This window comes from Pseudomonas sp. GD03903, assembly GCF_029840045.1.
In the GTDB taxonomy this organism is placed as follows: Bacteria; Pseudomonadota; Gammaproteobacteria; order Pseudomonadales; family Pseudomonadaceae; genus Pseudomonas; species Pseudomonas pseudonitroreducens.
On sequence record NZ_JAOCBT010000015.1, the window covers coordinates 133946 to 150743 of the forward strand.

The following is a 16798-nucleotide window of genomic DNA, read 5'->3' on the forward strand; positions in this document are numbered from 1 at the left end:
GGCTTCCCCATGTTCGAGTTCTTCTACGCGTTGCCCAGCCAGAACCGCGCCGCCGAGTACAAGCACTTCCGCATCGTCCCGGCCACCGGCGCCATCGGCGCGGACGTCAGCGACCTGGACCTGACCACCCTGGGCGACGACGGCTACGCCGAGCTGCGCCAGGCGCTGCTGGCGCACAAGGTGCTGTTCATCCGCGGACAGGACCTGAGCGTGGAAAACCTCGAAGCCGTGACCCTGCGCTTCGGCGAATTCGGCCGCGAGCCTTATGTGGTCGGCATGGACGATCATCCGCACGTGGTGCGGGTAGTGAAGGAAGCCAACGAGAAGACCCCGGTGGTGTTCGGCGGCGCCTGGCACAGCGACTGGTCGTTCCAGGAGCGCCCGCCGGCCTTCACCCTGCTCTACGGCCACGACATCCCGCCGTTCGGCGGCGACACCCTCTACGCCAACCTGGCGCTGGCCTACGAATGGCTGTCGCCGAAGCTGCGTGCGCAACTGGAAACCCTCGACGCCATCCACAGCCCCGAACGCGCCTATGGTGCGGAGGCCAAGCACAACGACCTGATGGAAAACATGGCGGTGCGCTACGGCAGCCACGATGGCGAAGTGCGCTCGCACCCGCTGGTGACCCGGCACCCGGAAACCGGCAAGAAGGTCCTCTACATCAACCCGGCCTACACCAGCGGCATCAAGGGCATGCGCCCGGCCGAGTCGCAGCCGCTGCTGGACTACCTGTTCAGCATCGCCACCCAGCCGGCCTTCACCTGCCGCATGCGCTGGAGCGCCGGCACCCTGGCGATCTGGGACAACCGCAGCACCTGGCACTACCCGGTGTCGGACTACCACGGCATGCGCCGGGAGATGTACCGCACCACCGTGGTGGGCGAAGCGCCGAGCCGCTGAGGAGCCCCACGATGACCACTGACAATCTCCGCGCCGCCGCCCACGCCCTGGCCGAAGCGCGCGCCAACCGAACGCCCATCGCCGCGCCAGCGGCACACTTTGGCCTCACCGGGCTGGACGACGCCTATCGCGTGCAGGCGCTGGGCATCGACCTCGCGCTGGCCGGCGGCGAACGCCTGGCGGGCGCCAAGGCCGGGCTGATCTCGCCGGCGATGCAGGCGGCGCTCAAGGTCGGCGAACCGGTTCATGGCCGCTTGCTCGCCAGCCTGCGCTGCCGATCCGGCGCGCTTATCGCCCGCGAGCGCCTGCTGCAACCACGCATCGAGGCGGAACTCGCCCTGCTCATCGGCCGTGACCTGCCTGCTGGAGAGCTCGATCTGGCGACTTTCCGCGCCTGCATCGAAGGTGCGGTCCCGGCCATCGAGATCAACGACACCGCCGTAACCAACTGGCAGATCGGCCTGCTCGACTCGGTGGCCGACAACCTCTGCGCAGGCCTCTACCTGACCGGCGATCAGCCGGTGGCGCTGGAAAGACTGGAAGACGCCGCGCTGGCAGTACAACTGCAGCGCAACGATGCGCCGGCCTTCCCGCCGACCCAGACAAGCCTTGCGGCGATGCTCGACATCGGCCTCTGGCTGGCACGGCGCATGGCACGCCTGGACGCACCGCTGAAGGCCGGCGACGTCCTGCTGTGCGGGGCCCTGGCGCCGATGTCGCCGGTTGCGCCGGGGGATGTATTCGAGCTGGAAATCGAGGGGCTGGGACGCATCGGCTGCAGCTTCGAACAATGACCGAGTGGACGGGCGCGGTCTCTTGCAATTGCGCTCCGCGCTTCCGTCCAGCGGCGTAAGGCACATCACCTGGAACCGGCCATGCGCCGATAACTCGCGGCGGATAACGCCAAGGCGTTATTCGCCCTACGGATTCCGTGCCCCCGCGCGCCACGAACCGCCCCGCACGTTCCCCCAGCAACGTAGGGCGCATAACCTGGAACAGGTTATCCGCCGTTGACTCGCGGCGGATAACGCCATGGCGTCATTCGCCCTACGGGTTCCGCACCCGCGCGCCGCTACAAGTCCGCTGCGAAGCGCCCCGCATGCTCGCGCAGCATCCCCCGCAGCAACTGCGCGGCAGGCGACAGGTAAGCGCCCTCGCGCACCGCCAAGCCGATGGTGCGCGTCAGCGTGGTCTCGGCCAGCTGCACCTCGCGCAACTGGTCCATGCCGTGGCCGCCGGCCAGCGCCTCGCGGGCGATGAAGCTGAGCAGGCGGGTGCGGGCTATCAGGTTGGGCAGCATGGGAATCGCGTTGGTCTCGATCTGCACCTGCGGCATTGGCAATTGGTGGGCCTGGAAGGTGGCGTCCATCCAGCGCCGTGACGACACCCCGGTGGCCGGCAGTACCCAGCGATAGCGGCACAGGTCGGCCATGACCACCGGGCCGTCGAAGATCGGATGGTCACGACTGGCGACCACCACCACCTGGTCCTGCAGCAGCGGCTCGCTGCTCAGCTGCGGGTCGTCGACGATGCGCGAGCAGATCGCCATGTCCAGCCGCCCGCTGCGCAACGCTTCGCGCAGCACGTCGTCCTGGCCCAGCACCAGGCTCATGGTGATTGCCGGCGCGCGCTCCAGCAGGTCCTCGGTCAGTCGCGGCAACAGGTACTCGGCCATCGTCGCCGCGCAGCCCAGGCGGATATTGCCCACCACTCCACTGGCGAAATCGCGCACCTCGCGGCGGGTTTCTTCAATGTCCTGACGCAACTGGCGGGCACGCTGGAGCATCAGTTCGCCGGCCGGCGTCAGGCGAATCCGTCGGCCATCGCGCTGGAACAGGCGTGCGCCAAGGGACTCCTCCAGGCGCTGGATGCTCTTGGTCAGCGCCGGCTGGCTGCGCCCCAGGCGCTCGGCGGCGCGGCCCAGATGGCCGAGTTCGGCGATGGTTTCGAAGTAGGCGAGATCACGCAGGTCCATGGCGGCCAACCGATAAACTTCAGGAATGGATTCATGACTATTAGAAAATAGACTTGATCGATCCGGCTACCGATAATTCCTCCGTCTTCCCCGTCCGGAGCCGTCCGTGTCCAGTCGCCCCGCCCTCTTCGTCGCCCGCATTCCCGTCAGCCTGCAATGGCTGACCCTGGCGCTCGGGGCCGCAGGCGCCGGGCAACTGCTCACCTGGCTCGGCATCCCCGCCGCGCTGTTCCTCGGGCCCATGCTGGTAGCCATCGCCTTTGGTGTCAGCGGCGCGGAAATCCGCCTGCCGCGTAGCGCCTTCCGCCTCAGCCAGGGCTGCATCGGCCTGCTGGTCGCCCACGCCATGAGCTGGTCGGTGCTACAGGCGATGGTCGCCTCCTGGCCACTGATGCTCAGCGCGACGGTGCTCACCGTGCTGCTGTCCGCTGCCGTGAGCTACGCCATGGTGCGCTTCGGCGGCATCCCCGGCAGCACGGCCGCCTGGGGCACCGCGCCGGGCGGCGCGGCGGCCATGGTGTCGATGGCCGAAGCCAACGGCGCCGACCCGCGCGTGGTCGCCACCATGCAGTACGTGCGGGTGGTCTGCGTGGTCATGGCCGGTGCACTGGTCGGGCGCTTCCTCGGCATCGAGGGCGGCGGCTCGGTGGCGCACAGCACGCCGATCATCGACACCGCCACCCTGCCCGACCTGATCAACTGCCTGTTGCTGATCTTCGTCTGCGCCACTGCCGGCGCCAAGCTGCCGGCCGGTCCGCTGCTGGTGCCGCTGGTGGCGGGTGCGGTTCTTCAGCTCACCGGCGTGCTGCACATCACCCTGCCGCACTGGTTACTGGCCAGCGCCTACGGCGTGATCGGCTGCTACATCGGCCTGCGCTTCGACCGCGAAAGCCTCGCCTATGTCGGCCGCCACCTGCCGGCCATGCTGGTCAGCGCGCTGGCGCTGATCGCCAGCTGCGCGCTGTTCGCCTGGGCACTGGCGGCCATCACCGGCATGGACTTCCTTTCCCTCTACCTCGCCACCAGCCCCGGCGGCCTGGACGCCATGGCGATCATCGCGGTGGACACCCATTCCGACGTCGGCCTGGTCCTGGCGATGCAGACGCTGCGGCTGTTCGTGGTGCTGTTCACCGGGGTTTCCGTGGCCCGCACGGTGATCCGCCTGAGCCGCGCCTGAGCCTGGGGCTGGGCCTGCAGGAGCAACTGCCTTCTTCGGTCAATCTGTGCCACTGCATTCCCCTCACCCCAGCCCTCTCCCGGTGGGAGAGGGAGCCGTCCGTGCCGGCTGACGCCGAAATTTCATCCTGCACCGAACGATCCCCTATCCCCCAGCGAGAGGTTCGGGTAAGGGGGCTCTTGATGTTGTAGGAGCGAGCTTGCTCGCGAACGGAGTCAGCTGGCAGCTCCAGGGTTGAGCGGTTCGCGAGCAAGCTCGCTCCTACAAAATGCGCCCAACCTTGACCTTGTGCCGGCGAACCCTCCCCCGCTAAGGTCGTCGCTCTTTCACCGAGCGAGCCCGCCATGGATAGCCTTCGCCACCGCCCCATCCGCTTCCACGTCAGCCACTGGAGCAACGACCCATTCAGCCGCGGCGCCTACAGCACCCTGCTGCCCGGCGGCACGCCGGAGCATCGGCGCCGGCTGGGTGAGGTCCTGGGTGGCAAGCTGGTGTTGGCCGGCGAAGCCTGCAATCCCGTCGCTCCCGCCATGACCCATGGCGCCTGGGACGATGGCCTGCGCGCCGCCGAAGTAGCCATCGAAAGTGGCGCTCGCCGGGTACTGGTGATCGGCGCGGGCTTTGCCGGACTTGCCGCCGCGCGCCGCCTGCGGGAGGCCGCTGTCGAGTGCGTGGTGCTGGAAGCCCGTGATCGCCTCGGCGGCCGCGTGCACAGTATTTCGCTCGGCTCGGTAACGGCAGACGAAGGCGCCGCCTGGTTGCAGCAGTTCGACGACAACGCTCTCGCCGCGTACGCACAGCAACTGGGCCTGCCATTGCAGGCAACCGACTTCAGCCAACCCCTGGCCGCTGCAGCCGACGGCCCGGTGCCAGACATCGATGCCGCCTGGGAAGCCCTGCGCGCCGGGATCGACCGCCAGCTGCCACTGGCGGAAGGTGTCGCGCGCTATCTGCAGGATCGCGACGAAGCAACCCGGCGCGCCACCCGCTTCGCCCTGGACGCCAACCTGGTCCTTGAGGCCTGCCTGCCGCTGGAATCGCTGTCGGTGGATGCACTGGACGAAGAAGGCGTCGGCGCCGGCGATCGCTTCCTGCCGCAAGGCTATTCACAGCTTGTCGCGCACCTCGCCCAAGGGCTGGATATCCGCCTGAACCAACCAGTGACCGCCATCGACTGGTCCGGCGCAAAGGTGCGGGTGGGTGATGAAAGCTGCGACTTCTGCATCTGCACCACACCCATCGGCGTACTGCGCGATATCAGCTTCAATCCGCCTTTGCCAGCAGCGCAGCAGGATGCGCTGGCGCACCTGGGCATGGGCCAGCTGGAAAAGGTCGTGCTGCAATTCGAGGAACGCTGGTGGCCGCTGTCGCCGTCGGGCTATCTGCGCTGGTACGACTCGCCAGCCAGCTTCGGTGAATGGCTCGATCTCACCGACGCAGTGGGCACGCCGACGATCGCCGGGCTGATTGCAGCGGACGCGCTGGAGCGCGTGTTCGCGGGGCGCAGCAATGAAGAAATTGCCCTCACGGCCTGCAGAACTCTGCAGGCGTGGGCGAATGCCATTCGAAACGCCGGCGCTCCGAGTTGAAACGTAGGATGGGTGGAGCCTAGGCGATACCCATGCTGCCCGTGCCAGGATCGATGGGTATCGCTGCGCTCCACGCCATCCTACGAATTCGCCAATGGCAGGCAGGAAGCCTGTCCACGAATCCGCTACACCCCGTCCAGCGTCAGATCGACCAACCGCTCGACATACTCCACTTCCAGCTCCTCGCCGGAAAACAGGATGCGGTACACCAGCGGCGCCATCAGCCGGTCGACGATGCGGTCGACATCCGGCAGTTTCTCGCCACGTCCCTTGGCCCGCAGCAGGATGATGTCGAACTGGCCGCAGGCAATCGCCATGCAGCGCCCGGAGCAGCCGCCGCCAGCGGCGAGCAGGTCGAGCACCACCGCGCGACCGGGCACCGAGGCGGTTTCCTCCATGTACTGTTCGCCCCATGCCAGCAGGTCACCGCGCAGGCTGCCGGTATCCGCCGGCTCGGCATCCGGGCGAATGCGTTGCAGGGCAACGTCGCCGAGCAGTTCGTTGAGATCGCCCCAGCGCCGGTAGATGGTCGAAGGCGTGACGCCGGCTCGTGAGGCGATCAGCGGCACCGTCAGTTCGGCGCGCTCGCGCTCCTCCAGCAACTCGGCCACAGCCTTGTGCACCGAGGCTTGCACACGCGCGCTGCGACCACCCGGTCGAACCCCCTGATTGATTGCCATAAGCACCTTAACGCAAAGAATTTGCTTTTATCCGAAAACGGGTCCAGCATCTCGCAAAAGCAAAATCTTAGCCTTTGCGAGCTGAATCATGGCACAGACCTTACCCAAAAGCGCGCCCGGATTTTTCCCGGCCCTGCTGCTGACCGCGATCCTCATGGCCTTCCTCGCCGCCGCCGCCGCGCCCACGCCGCTCTATGCGCTGTACCGCGAGTCCTGGCAGTTCTCCCCCGCCCTGCTGACGCTGGCGTTCAGCATCTACGCCGGCGGGCTGATGCTGGCGCTGCTGGTGTTCGGTTCGCTGTCGGACTACCTCGGCCGTCGCCCGCTGATCCGTGCGGCGCTGATCATCGAGTTGCTGGCGATGAGCGTGTTCCTCTACGCCAACTCGGTGGAACTGCTGATCGCCGCGCGCCTGCTGCAAGGCTTCGCCACCGGTATCGCAACCGCTGTACTGGGCGCCGCCATGCTCGACATCGACCGCGAGCGCGGCCCGTTGATCAACAGCGTCGCGCCGATGCTTGGCATGGCGCTGGGCGCACTGGGCAGCAGCGCCCTGGTGCAGTTCGGCGGCGACCCGCTGCACCGCGTGTATGTCTGGCTGCTGGCGGTGTTCGCGTTGGCCCTGGTGCTGTTGCGCTGGCTGCCGGAAAGCGTCAGCAGGCAGCCCGGCGCGCTGGCCTCGCTGAAGCCGCGCATCCGCATTCCCCCGCAGGCGCGCCGCGCGTTCTGGAGCGTGGCGCCGCTGAACGCCAGCCTCTGGGCGCTGGGCGGTTTCTACCTGTCGCTGGGGCCGACCCTGGCGCGCCAGGTGACCGGTCTGCAGGTACCGATGATCGGCGGTGGGCTGGTCTCGCTGCTGTGCTTCTGCGGCGCCGTGGCGATCTTCGCGCTGCGCAACCGGCCGGCGGCGGTCATCCTGCGCCGCGGCGGACTGGCGCTGATCATCGGCCTGCTGATCACCCTGCTCGGCGTGGACTCCTCCAACCTCTGGCTGTTCTTCATCGGCACCGCGGTGGCCGGCCTTGGCTTCGGCGGCGCCTTCCTCGGCGCGTTGCGCTCGGTGGTGCCGCTGGCCCACGCCCACGAGCGCGGTGCGCTGATGGCGAGTTTCTACGTGCTCAGCTACCTGGCCTTCAGCGTGCCGGCGATCCTCGCCGGGCTGGCGATCCAGCGTTATGGCCTGGTCGCCACCACCAACGGCTATGCCAGCCTGCAGATTCTCGCGGCGTCGCTGGTCCTGCTGCTGTCCTTGCGCGCACCCGCCGCGCAGAAGGCGCCGGCCTGAGTCAGGCTGCCGCGCGGGCGCGCAGGAAGTCGTAGAGCCCGCGTACTGCCGGCAGTTCCAGTGCCTGGGCGGCATGGCAAAGGCCGATGCGGCGCACGGGCAACGGCAGGTTCAGCGTGCCGCTGCGCACGGCCGGGGCGCCGCCCAGCAACGAGGCAGGAAGGATCGCTGCGCCCAGGCCGGCACTGACCAGCCGCAGGGCAAGATTCAGGGTACTGGCCTGCGCGACCACGGGTGCGCTGCCGTATGCCGTCATCAGGCGCTGATGCGACGGGTGCGACGGGCAGGTGATCCACGCGTCAACCGGCGCACCCTCGGCGCCGGGCGGCAGCGCCACTACGTAGGGGTCGTCCCACACCGGCACGAACAACTCATCCTCGCAACAGAACTCCTCTGCGGCCAACCGTGCGTCCCCCACACAGCCTTCCTCCAGGTGCAGTTGCAGGTTGGGGATCGCCTGCCGGGCGAGGTCGACGAAGCGCTCGATCTGCTCGGCGCTGATGTCCCCTTCCACGCCCAGGTGCAGCGGCTGCCGCTCCGATGACTGGCGGAACAGCGTGCGCAAACCCTCCGCCTCTGCCAGCAGGGCACGGGCGCGCGGGTACAGCGTGCGTGCCGCTTCACTGACGTCCACGCCACGCGGCTGGCGCACGAAGAGCTCGGTGCCGAGGCTTTCTTCCAACTGCCGCACGGTGGCCGACAGCGTGGGTTGGCTGACGAACAGGCGTTGCGCGGCGGCGGTGATGTTGCGCTCTTCGAAGACGGCGACGAAGGCGGCGAGCTGTCGAATATCCATAGGAAATCCCGATGCCAGGCACAGGAATAAGCCATTTTTCAGGCAGGTCAGCGCTAAATATACTTCACTGCATCGTCCAGGCATCCAGATTTTCGATTGCAGGAGAACCACCATGAGCAAGCCACTGATCATCGTCACCGGCGCCAGTTCCGGCATCGGCGAAGCCACCGCCCGCCTGTTTTCCCAGCAGGGTCACCCGCTACTGCTGCTCGCCCGGCGCATCGAGCGCCTGGAGGCACTCAAGCTGCCGAACGCGCTGTGCCGTGCCGTCGATGTGACTGACCGCGAAGCCCTGCTGGCCGCCGTCGCGGAAGCCGAGAAACGCTTCGGCCCGGCCGACGCGCTGGTGAACAACGCCGGCGTGATGCTGCTGGGCAACATGGTCGAGCAGGACCCGGCCGAGTGGGAGCGCATGCTCGATGTCAACGTGAAGGGCCTGCTCAATGGCGTGCACGCCGTGCTCAAGGGCATGGTCGAGCGCAACCAGGGAAGCGTGATCAACGTCAGCTCGGTGGCCGGGCGCAAGACCTTCCCCAACCACGTCGCCTATGTCGGCACCAAGTTCGCCGTGCACGCGATCTCCGAGAACCTGCGCGAGGAAGTCGCGGCGCACAACGTCCGCGTGGTGACCATCGCCCCCGGCGCGGTGGAAACCGAACTGCTCAGCCACACCACCGACGAGGCGATCAAGAGCGGCTACCAGGACTGGAAGCGCGAGATGGGCGGCAAGGTGCTCAGCGCCGAAGATGTGGCCAACGCCATCGGCTATGCCTACAACCAGCCGCAGGGCGTGTGCATCCGCGAGATCGTGCTGGCGGCGACTCGGCAGCAGGCTTGATCGGCCAGGCCCGAGGGTTCTTGCAAGAGCACATGCGCGAACTCCCCGCAAAAACACCACCGTAGGATGGGTGGAGCCTAGGCGATACCCATGCTGCCAATGCGGCAGGAGTCGATGGGTATCGCTTCGCTCCACGCCATCCTACGAAGGCGTCAGACCGTAGGATGGGTCGAGCCTAGGCGATACCCATGCTGCCAATGCGGCAGGAGTCGATGGGTATCGCTTCGCTCCACGCCATCCTACGAAGGCGTCAGACCGTAGGATGGGTGGAGCCTAGGCGATACCCATGCTGTCGATGCGGCAGACGTCGATGGGTATCGCTTCGCTCCACGCCATCCTGCGAAGGCGTCAGACCGTAGGATGGGTGGAGCCTAAGCAATACCCATGCTGCCAATGCGGCAGACGTCGATGGGTATCGCTTCGCTCCACGCCATCCTACGGGAGTGACGAACCAGCTCAGCTGATCTGCCTGGCCGCCCAGCGGCGGTACTGCTTGGCCCGGCGCAGCGTGCGCCACTGTTCCATCACCAGCGTGCGCCACGGCGAAGCCTGCGGGTTGGGCGCGCGGTGGGCGCCGATGCGGTGCAGCTGCAATTTGACCAGCGCCATGTAGGCCAGCGCCGCCAGCGGCTTGGAGCGCCAGCGGATCGGCGGCAGTTGCGGCTGGGTCTGGCTGCCGCGCTGCCAGTGCAGCACCAGCTGCGGCTCCAGCGCCAGGGCGGTGCCGATGCCGACCATGTCCAGCCCGCTGTCCAGCACCTGCTCCGCCACCGGCAGACGACGGATGCCGCCAGTGACCATCAGCGGCATGCGCGCCGCTTCGCGCATCTCGCGGGCGAACTCGAGGAAGTACGCCTCGCGCGCCAGGGTCCGGCCGTCGCGGGCGTCGCCCTGCATCGCCGGCGCCTCGTAACTGCCGCCGGACAGCTCGACCAGGTCGACCTTCTCGTCGTTCAGCCACTCGATCACCTGGCGCGCATCGCTGGCGTCGAAGCCGCCGCGCTGGAAGTCCGCGGAGTTGATCTTCACCCCCACGCAGAACTCCGGCGTCACTTCGGCGCGCACCGCACGCACGACTTCCAGCAACAGCCGCGCACGGTTCTCCAGCGAGCCTCCCCAACGGTCCTGGCGCTTGTTCGCCAGGGGCGAGAGGAACTGGCTGAGCAGATAGCCGTGGGCTGCGTGGATCTGCACGCCGGTGAAGCCGGCCTGTTCAGAAAGCTTCGCGGCACGCACGAAGCGCCGGATCACCTCGGCGATATCGGCCTCGGTCATCTCGCGGGCGACGGCGAACAGCTTGGAGAACTTGCCCATTTCCAGCGGCACCACCGACGGCGCGATGGCGCCCTGGCCGAGGTTGGTCTGCACCTGGCGGCCGGGGTGATTGAGCTGCAACCAGAACTGTGCACCGCGGGAACGGCCGATGCGCGCCCATTCGCGGAAGCGCTGCAGGTGCCGGTCGTTTTCCAGCACCACGCCGCCGGGGCCGGTCATGGCGCGGCCGTCGATCATCACGTTGCCGCTGAGGATCAGGCCGACGCCGCCGTCCGCCCAGGCCTGGTAAAGGCGCAGCAATGCAGCCGAAGGCGCCTGGTCGGCGTCGGCCATGTTCTCTTCCATGGCGGCCTTGGCGATACGGTTGGGGACTTCGCCGCCGTTGGGCAGGCGCAGGGGCTGGAAGGGCGACATGGCAAGGCTCCGTGGTGGTCCTGATGGGTTGTGACGGCAGCGAGGTTAAGTTTAAAGTTCACTTCAAGGTCAAGCCCCTTTCGGAGCCCAGCATGAAAATCGGTGAACTGGCCAGCCTCAGCGGCCTCGCCCCCTCGCGCATCCGCTTCTACGAAGCCAGCGGGCTGATCGCCCCGGCGCGCCGCCTGGCCAACGGTTATCGCGCGTACCCGGCGGAAACCCTCGACCTGCTGGAAATCATCCGCAGCGCCCAGCAGACCGGCTTCAGCCTGGAAGAAATCCGCAACCTGCTGCCGCACTCCAACCCCATCGAGAACGGCCATGGCGAACTGCTCGCCGGCCTGCGCCGCAAGGTCGCCGAGATCGAGGCGATGGAACTGCAACTGCGGCAGAACCGCTTACGCCTGCTGGAAGTGATCGACGGCATCGAGAACAAGCCCGAAGGCATGGGCTGCGCGGCGAACGCCGAGCGCATGCTGGCGGAAATGCGCGAGCGCAAGGCACAGCGCTGACGTGGAATCTGTAGGAGCGAGCTTGCTCGCGAACCGCTTCGCGCCGGAGCTGCCTGGAACACCGTTCGCTGAAAACCGCAGGGCGCATGAACGGGAACAGGTTATCCGCCGCCAGTCCCGAAACGGCGGATAACGCTCCCCAGTTATTTCCAACCCTCCAGCCTCAACGTCGCCCGCACCAGCCGTTGTTCTTCCTGCTCGATCTCCCGCAGGTTGTCCCTCACGCTGTGGATATGTTCGCGGGCGGCACGCTGCGCCTGCTCCGGCTGGCGCTCGACAATGGCGCGGTACAGCCGCGCATGCTGGCGATCGATCTGGCGTTTCTGCGGCGGGCGGTTGTAGAGGTTGTTCACCGAGGCGAACACGGTGCTGAGCATCAACTCGTTGAGCGACTGCAGCGTGTGCACCAGCACCGGGTTGTGCGAGGCCTCGCTGATCGCCTGGTGGAAGGCGTGGTCGCGCCGCGCATGTTCGCGCGGGTCCAGCGGTTGCGGCTGGTCGAAAGCCGCATGCATCTCCTCGAAGCGCCGGCCGATCAGCAACAGGTCGACCTCTGTGGCGCGCAGGGCGGCCAGTCGGGCGGACTCGCCTTCCAGCAACGCGCGCACCTCCAGCAGGTCGTAGAGCGTGCGCGGCTGCGAGCGGAACAGGTGCAGCAGCGGCGAGACGTCCTCGGCGCCGTTCAGGTCGGCGACGAACGACCCACGCCCCTGTTCGGTATCGACGATGCCGCGCCCACGCAGCGCACGCAGCCCCTCGCGCAACGCCGAGCGCGAGCAGCCGAGCTTCTCCACCAGGCGCCGCTCCGAGGGCAGCGCCTGACCGACCTTGAGTACGCCATCGACGATCAGGCGCTCGATCTTCTCGGCCACCTGGTCGGCGACGCGCTGCTTGCCCTGTGCATAAGTGCTCATTATAGGTCTCCAGTACTGCTGCCGTTTCAACTGGTAGGACCAGCAGGTCCACACCTGCCTGGCTGTGCAGAACACTAGCTGTCAGGACAGGGGCTTTCCAGTGGACGCTCGTACACGAACTGGTAGGACCAGTTTCCGTGCCAGTGGACGCGGCCTGAGCGGCGGTCGCATTTTCACGGTGCCGTGGCTCCACGCGACCGCTTGCCGGGCGCGCACAACAACAAGATCAGAGCACCGTCAGCCTATGAATATCCTCTACGACGAGCGCGTCGACGGCGCGCTGCCTGCCGTCGACAAGTCCGCGCTGCTGGCCGAGCTGCGCGCGGCACTGCCCGACCTCGAACTGCTGCACCGCGCCGAAGACTTGAAGCCTTACGAGTGCGACGGCCTCTCCGCCTATCGAACCGTTCCCCTGCTGGTGGCGCTGCCTGAGCGCATCGAGCAGGTGCAGGCGCTGCTCAGGCTCTGCCATGCGCGCCAGGTGCCTGTGGTGGCGCGCGGCGCGGGCACGGGCCTGTCCGGCGGTGCGCTGCCGCTGGAGAAAGGCATCCTGCTGGTGATGGCGCGCTTCAACCGCATCCTTGAAGTGAACACCGCCGGCCGCTTCGCCCGCGTGCAGCCCGGCGTACGCAACCTGGCGATCTCCCAGGCCGCCGCGCCGCACGGCCTGTACTACGCGCCCGATCCGTCCTCGCAGATCGCCTGCTCCATCGGCGGCAACGTCGCCGAGAACGCCGGCGGCGTGCATTGCCTCAAGTACGGCCTGACCGTGCACAACCTGCTGAAGGTGGACATCCTCACCGTCGAAGGCGAGCACCTGACGCTGGGCAGCGACGCCCTCGACAGCCCCGGCTTCGACCTGCTGGCGCTGTTCACCGGCTCCGAAGGCATGCTCGGCATCGTCACCGAGGTCACCGTCAAGCTGCTGCCGCGGCCGCAGGTGGCGCGGGTGCTGCTGGCCAGTTTCGATGCGGTGGAAAAGGCCGGCCGCGCGGTGGCCGAGATCATCGCCGCCGGCATCATCCCTGGCGGGCTGGAGATGATGGACAACCTGTCGATTCGCGCCGCCGAGGACTTCATCCACGCCGGCTACCCGGTGGACGCGGCGGCCATCCTGCTGTGCGAGCTGGACGGCGTGGAAGCCGATGTGCAGGACGACTGCCAGCGCGTCGACGGCGTGCTGCGCGCGGCCGGCGCCACCGATGTGCGGCTGGCCTGCGATGAGGCCGAGCGTGCGCGCTTCTGGGCCGGGCGCAAGAACGCCTTCCCGGCGGTGGGGCGCATCTCCCCGGACTACTACTGCATGGACGGCACTATTCCGCGCCGCGAGTTGCCGCGCGTGCTGCATGGCATCGCCGAGCTGTCGGAGGAATTCGGCCTGCGCGTGGCCAACGTATTCCATGCCGGCGACGGCAACATGCACCCGCTGATCCTCTTCGACGCCAACCTGCCCGGCGAGCTGGAGCGCGCCGAGGCCATCGGCGGCAAGATCCTCGAACTCTGCGTGGCGGTGGGCGGCAGCATCACCGGCGAGCACGGCGTGGGGCGCGAGAAGATCAACCAGATGTGCGCGCAGTTCAACAGCGACGAACTGACCCTGTTCCATGCAGTGAAGGCGGCCTTCGACCCGGACCGCCTGCTCAACCCCGGCAAGAACATCCCGACCCTGCACCGCTGCGCCGAATTCGGCGCCATGCACGTGCACCACAGCCAGTTGCCCTTCCCCGACCTGGAGCGTTTCTGATGGCCGACGCCAGCGCCGACCTGCTCGAACAGGTGAACCAAGCGCTCCACGCTCGAACGCCGCTGCGTCTTCGCGGCGGTGACAGTAAGGCCTTCCTCGGCCGCCCGGTGAACGGCGTGGAACTGGATACCCGCGCCCATTGCGGCATCGTCAGCTACGACCCGACCGAACTGGTGCTCAGCGCCCGCGCCGGCACGCCGCTGGCGGAGATCGAAGCGGCGCTGGAGGACGCCGGGCAGATGCTGCCGTGCGAGCCACCGAGCTTCGGCGGTGCGACCTTCGGCGGCATGGTCGCGGCCGGGATATCCGGCCCACGTCGGCCCTGGTCCGGCTCGGTGCGCGACTACGTGCTGGGCACACGGGTGATCACAGGGCACGGCAAGCTGCTGCGCTTCGGCGGCGAGGTGATGAAGAACGTCGCCGGTTATGACCTCTCCCGCTTGCTCGCCGGCAGTTTCGGCTGCCTTGGGCTGATCACCGAAGTGTCGATGAAGGTGCTGCCCAAGCCGCGGATGTGCGCCAGCCTGCGTCTGGAAATGGACGTTCACCAGGCGCTGGGAGAACTCGCGGAATGGGGCGCGCAACCGATCCCGATCACCGCGGCCTGCTACGACGGAACGGCGCTGCATCTGCGCCTGGAAGGCGGCGAAGGCTCCGTGTGCTCCGCCCGCCTGCGCCTGGGTGGCGAGGAGATCGACAGCAGCTACTGGCAGGACTTGCGCGAGCAGCGCCTCGGCTTCTTCACCGGCCCCGGCACGCTCTGGCGGCTGTCACTGCCCAACGCGACCCCGGCGCTAGCCCTGCCGGGTGAACAGCTGATCGACTGGGGCGGCGCACAGCGCTGGCTGAAGTCCGCCGCGGACGCCGAGCTGATCCGTCACAGCGTCGCCGAACTCGGCGGCCATGCCATGCGCTACACGCCGGGCGACGACGGTTTCCATCCGCTGCCCGCCGCCCTGCTGCGTTATCACCGCAACCTCAAGCAGCAACTCGACCCGCACGGCATCTTCAACCCCGGCCGGATGTACAGGGAGCTCTGATGCAAACCAACCTGAGCGACCAGGCCAGGCACCTGCCGCGCGCCGAGGAAGCCGAGCGCATCCTGCGCTCCTGCGTGCACTGCGGCTTCTGCACCGCCACCTGCCCGACCTACCAATTGCTGGGCGACGAACTGGACGGCCCGCGCGGGCGCATCTACCTGATCAAGCAGGTGCTCGAAGGCGTTGACCCCAGCGCCAGCACCCGCGAACACCTGGACCGCTGCCTGAGCTGCCGCAACTGTGAGACCACCTGCCCTTCCGGCGTGGACTACCACAACCTGCTGGACATCGGCCGCGCGCTGGTCGAGGAGCAGGTCCCGCGAACCTTCGGCGAGCGCGCGCTGCGTCGCGGCCTGCGCGCCGTGGTGCCGAATGCCGCTTTGTTCGGCGTGCTGGCCAAGGCCGGGCGGGCCTTCTACCCACTGCTGCCGGAGAGCCTGCAAAGCAAACTGCCGCGCCATCCACACCCCCCCGTGGAACGCCCGAAACCACACCACACCCGGCGCATGCTGATGCTCGAGGGCTGCGTGCAACCGGCACTTTCGCCCAATACCAATGCAGCCACCGCGCGGGTGCTGGATCGTCTGGGCATCAGCGTGATCCCGGCGGCGGACGCCGGTTGCTGCGGCGCCGTTGACTATCACCTGAACGCCCAGGAGGACGGGCTGGACCGCGCCCGGCGCAACATCGACGCCTGGTGGCCATCCATCGAAGCCGGCGCCGAGGCCATCGTGCAGACCGCCAGCGGCTGTGGCGCCTTCGTCCGCGATTACGGCCACCTGCTGGAACGCGACACCGCCTACGCCGCCAAGGCAAAGCGGATCAGCGAGCTGTCCCGCGACCTCTCGGAAGTGCTGCGCGACGAGCCGCTGGAAGAACTCCACCTGCAGGGCGATCGCCGCCTGGCCTTCCACTGTCCCTGCACACTGCAGCACGCGCTGAAGCTTGGCGGCGCGGTGGAAAGCGTGCTCATGCGCCTGGGCTTCAGCCTTACCGGCGTACCGGACAGCCACCTGTGCTGCGGCTCCGCCGGCACCTATTCGCTGACCCAGCCGGTGCTGTCCAGACGCCTGCGCGACCAGCGGATGCAGGCACTGGAAAGCGGCAACCCCGAGGTCATCGTCACCGCCAACATCGGCTGCCAGACACACCTGGGCGGCGCGGGACGCACGCCGGTTCGGCACTGGATCGAACTGGTGGAGGAAGCGCTGGCCGACGCGCCGCAACTCCATTCTCAAGGCGAGGTGCAAGCATGCTCAACAAAGCCGTTCTGACCCAGCAGGAGGTCGGCCGCATCCTCGCCGCCGCCCGCGATGAGGCGCAACGCAATCACTGGGCGGTGTCCATCGTGGTAGTGGACGACGGCGGCCACCCGCTGGCCCTGGAACGCCTCGACGGCTGCGCCCCGGCCAGTGCCTACATCGCCACCGAAAAGGCCCGCAGCGCGGCACTGGGGCGGCGCGAAACCAAGGGCTACGAGGACATGGTCAACAACGGCCGTGTGGCCTTCCTCAGTGCGCCGCTGATCACTTCGCTCGAAGGCGGCGTGCCGGTCGTGGTCGAAGGCCAGGTGATTGGCGCGGTCGGCGTCTCCGGCGTGAAAGCCGGGGAAGATGCGCAGGTCGCCAGCGCCGGCGTGGCGGCATTGTGAAGTCG

16 protein-coding genes are annotated in these 16798 nt (G+C 67.7%); 11 read left to right on the top strand and 5 right to left on the bottom strand.

Annotated features, from left to right (window positions below):
• The first annotated feature begins 9 nt into the window (after nt 1-9).
• Both N5C91_RS22015 and N5C91_RS22020 read left to right on the top strand, forming a co-directional pair.
• Nucleotides 10-903 carry a TauD/TfdA family dioxygenase gene (locus N5C91_RS22015; protein ID WP_279831954.1) on the top strand — a complete coding sequence of 298 codons (894 nt, stop codon included), beginning with the start codon at nt 10-12 and terminating at the stop codon, nt 901-903.
• Nucleotides 904-914: 11 nt separating this feature from the next.
• On the top strand, nt 915-1697 hold the full coding sequence (locus tag N5C91_RS22020; RefSeq protein ID WP_279831956.1) for a fumarylacetoacetate hydrolase family protein: 783 nt from the start codon (nt 915-917) through the stop codon (nt 1695-1697).
• A gap of 278 nt (nt 1698-1975) precedes the next feature.
• Here the strand turns inward: N5C91_RS22020 and N5C91_RS22025 are convergent, their stop codons facing one another.
• Nucleotides 1976-2878: a LysR family transcriptional regulator gene (locus N5C91_RS22025; RefSeq protein WP_236173838.1), complete on the bottom strand. Its 903-nt coding sequence runs from the start codon at nt 2876-2878 to the stop codon at nt 1976-1978.
• Between the two features lie 106 nt (nt 2879-2984).
• Between N5C91_RS22025 and N5C91_RS22030 the strand changes: the two genes are divergently transcribed.
• Entirely contained in the window at nt 2985-4055 is a 1071-nt protein-coding gene (locus tag N5C91_RS22030) for an AbrB family transcriptional regulator (RefSeq protein ID WP_279831959.1), read from the top strand.
• 344 nt (nt 4056-4399) lie between these two features.
• Nucleotides 4400-5644: an NAD(P)/FAD-dependent oxidoreductase gene (locus N5C91_RS22035; RefSeq protein WP_279831961.1), complete on the top strand. Its 1245-nt coding sequence runs from the start codon at nt 4400-4402 to the stop codon at nt 5642-5644.
• A 125-nt stretch (nt 5645-5769) separates the two neighbouring features.
• On the opposite strand, the gene N5C91_RS22040 is transcribed toward N5C91_RS22035, so the two are convergent.
• Nucleotides 5770-6324 (bottom strand): TetR/AcrR family transcriptional regulator, encoded by a 555-nt coding sequence (locus tag N5C91_RS22040; protein ID WP_236173832.1) that lies wholly within the window; start codon nt 6322-6324, stop codon nt 5770-5772.
• A gap of 88 nt (nt 6325-6412) precedes the next feature.
• Here N5C91_RS22040 and N5C91_RS22045 point away from each other — a divergent pair, with 88 nt between their 5' ends.
• Nucleotides 6413-7609, top strand: coding sequence for an MFS transporter (locus tag N5C91_RS22045; protein WP_279831965.1), 1197 nt, complete (start codon nt 6413-6415; stop codon nt 7607-7609).
• Nucleotide 7610: 1 nt separating this feature from the next.
• Here N5C91_RS22045 and N5C91_RS22050 read toward each other — a convergent pair whose 3' ends face one another.
• Entirely contained in the window at nt 7611-8405 is a 795-nt protein-coding gene (locus N5C91_RS22050; protein ID WP_236173830.1) for a LysR family transcriptional regulator, read from the bottom strand.
• 112 nt (nt 8406-8517) lie between these two features.
• Here N5C91_RS22050 and N5C91_RS22055 point away from each other — a divergent pair, with 112 nt between their 5' ends.
• Nucleotides 8518-9243: an SDR family oxidoreductase gene (locus N5C91_RS22055; RefSeq protein WP_279831967.1), complete on the top strand. Its 726-nt coding sequence runs from the start codon at nt 8518-8520 to the stop codon at nt 9241-9243.
• A 456-nt stretch (nt 9244-9699) separates the two neighbouring features.
• On the opposite strand, the gene N5C91_RS22060 is transcribed toward N5C91_RS22055, so the two are convergent.
• On the bottom strand, nt 9700-10932 hold the full coding sequence (locus N5C91_RS22060; RefSeq protein ID WP_279831969.1) for an NADH:flavin oxidoreductase/NADH oxidase family protein: 1233 nt from the start codon (nt 10930-10932) through the stop codon (nt 9700-9702).
• Nucleotides 10933-11024: 92 nt separating this feature from the next.
• Between N5C91_RS22060 and N5C91_RS22065 the strand changes: the two genes are divergently transcribed.
• The gene (locus N5C91_RS22065) at nt 11025-11444 is read left to right on the top strand and encodes a MerR family transcriptional regulator (protein WP_279831971.1); all 420 of its coding nucleotides are present in this window, start codon (nt 11025-11027) and stop codon (nt 11442-11444) included.
• Between the two features lie 143 nt (nt 11445-11587).
• Here N5C91_RS22065 and glcC read toward each other — a convergent pair whose 3' ends face one another.
• A complete protein-coding gene (gene glcC, locus N5C91_RS22070) occupies nt 11588-12358 on the bottom strand; it encodes a transcriptional regulator GlcC (protein WP_236173823.1) in 771 nt (256 codons plus the stop codon).
• Between the two features lie 244 nt (nt 12359-12602).
• On the opposite strand from glcC, the gene glcD reads away from it, so the two are divergent.
• The 4 genes from glcD to N5C91_RS22090 are packed head-to-tail and all read left to right on the top strand — an operon-like array spanning nt 12603 to nt 16793.
• On the top strand, nt 12603-14102 hold the full coding sequence (gene glcD / locus N5C91_RS22075) for a glycolate oxidase subunit GlcD (protein WP_279831973.1): 1500 nt from the start codon (nt 12603-12605) through the stop codon (nt 14100-14102).
• Entirely contained in the window at nt 14102-15142 is a 1041-nt protein-coding gene (gene glcE / locus N5C91_RS22080; RefSeq protein WP_279831975.1) for a glycolate oxidase subunit GlcE, read from the top strand. Before glcD ends, glcE begins: the two co-directional genes overlap by 1 nt.
• Nucleotides 15142-16416, top strand: a complete 1275-nt coding sequence (gene glcF / locus N5C91_RS22085; protein ID WP_279831977.1) for a glycolate oxidase subunit GlcF — start codon at nt 15142-15144, stop codon at nt 16414-16416. The genes glcE and glcF overlap by 1 nt, the downstream gene beginning before the upstream one ends.
• Nucleotides 16395-16793, top strand: coding sequence for a heme-binding protein (locus tag N5C91_RS22090; RefSeq protein ID WP_236173817.1), 399 nt, complete (start codon nt 16395-16397; stop codon nt 16791-16793). Before glcF ends, N5C91_RS22090 begins: the two co-directional genes overlap by 22 nt.
• The last annotated feature ends 5 nt before the right edge of the window (nt 16794-16798 follow it).

Bases quoted from the DNA above. Each gene is read 5' to 3' on its own strand.
- N5C91_RS22025 (WP_236173838.1), bottom strand. From the start codon at position 2,878: ATGGACCTGCGTGATCTCGCCTACTTCGAAACCATCGCCGAACTCGGC.
- N5C91_RS22065 (WP_279831971.1), top strand. From the start codon at position 11,025: ATGAAAATCGGTGAACTGGCCAGCCTCAGCGGCCTCGCCCCCTCGCGC.
- N5C91_RS22055 (WP_279831967.1), top strand. From the start codon at position 8,518: ATGAGCAAGCCACTGATCATCGTCACCGGCGCCAGTTCCGGCATCGGC.
- glcD (WP_279831973.1), top strand. From the start codon at position 12,603: ATGAATATCCTCTACGACGAGCGCGTCGACGGCGCGCTGCCTGCCGTC.
- N5C91_RS22090 (WP_236173817.1), top strand. From the start codon at position 16,395: ATGCTCAACAAAGCCGTTCTGACCCAGCAGGAGGTCGGCCGCATCCTC.
- N5C91_RS22045 (WP_279831965.1), top strand. From the start codon at position 6,413: ATGGCACAGACCTTACCCAAAAGCGCGCCCGGATTTTTCCCGGCCCTG.
- N5C91_RS22040 (WP_236173832.1), bottom strand. From the start codon at position 6,324: ATGGCAATCAATCAGGGGGTTCGACCGGGTGGTCGCAGCGCGCGTGTG.
- glcC (WP_236173823.1), bottom strand. From the start codon at position 12,358: ATGAGCACTTATGCACAGGGCAAGCAGCGCGTCGCCGACCAGGTGGCC.
- N5C91_RS22020 (WP_279831956.1), top strand. From the start codon at position 915: ATGACCACTGACAATCTCCGCGCCGCCGCCCACGCCCTGGCCGAAGCG.
- N5C91_RS22015 (WP_279831954.1), top strand. From the start codon at position 10: ATGTTCGAGTTCTTCTACGCGTTGCCCAGCCAGAACCGCGCCGCCGAG.
- N5C91_RS22035 (WP_279831961.1), top strand. From the start codon at position 4,400: ATGGATAGCCTTCGCCACCGCCCCATCCGCTTCCACGTCAGCCACTGG.
- N5C91_RS22050 (WP_236173830.1), bottom strand. From the start codon at position 8,405: ATGGATATTCGACAGCTCGCCGCCTTCGTCGCCGTCTTCGAAGAGCGC.
- N5C91_RS22060 (WP_279831969.1), bottom strand. From the start codon at position 10,932: ATGTCGCCCTTCCAGCCCCTGCGCCTGCCCAACGGCGGCGAAGTCCCC.
- glcE (WP_279831975.1), top strand. From the start codon at position 14,102: ATGGCCGACGCCAGCGCCGACCTGCTCGAACAGGTGAACCAAGCGCTC.
- glcF (WP_279831977.1), top strand. From the start codon at position 15,142: ATGCAAACCAACCTGAGCGACCAGGCCAGGCACCTGCCGCGCGCCGAG.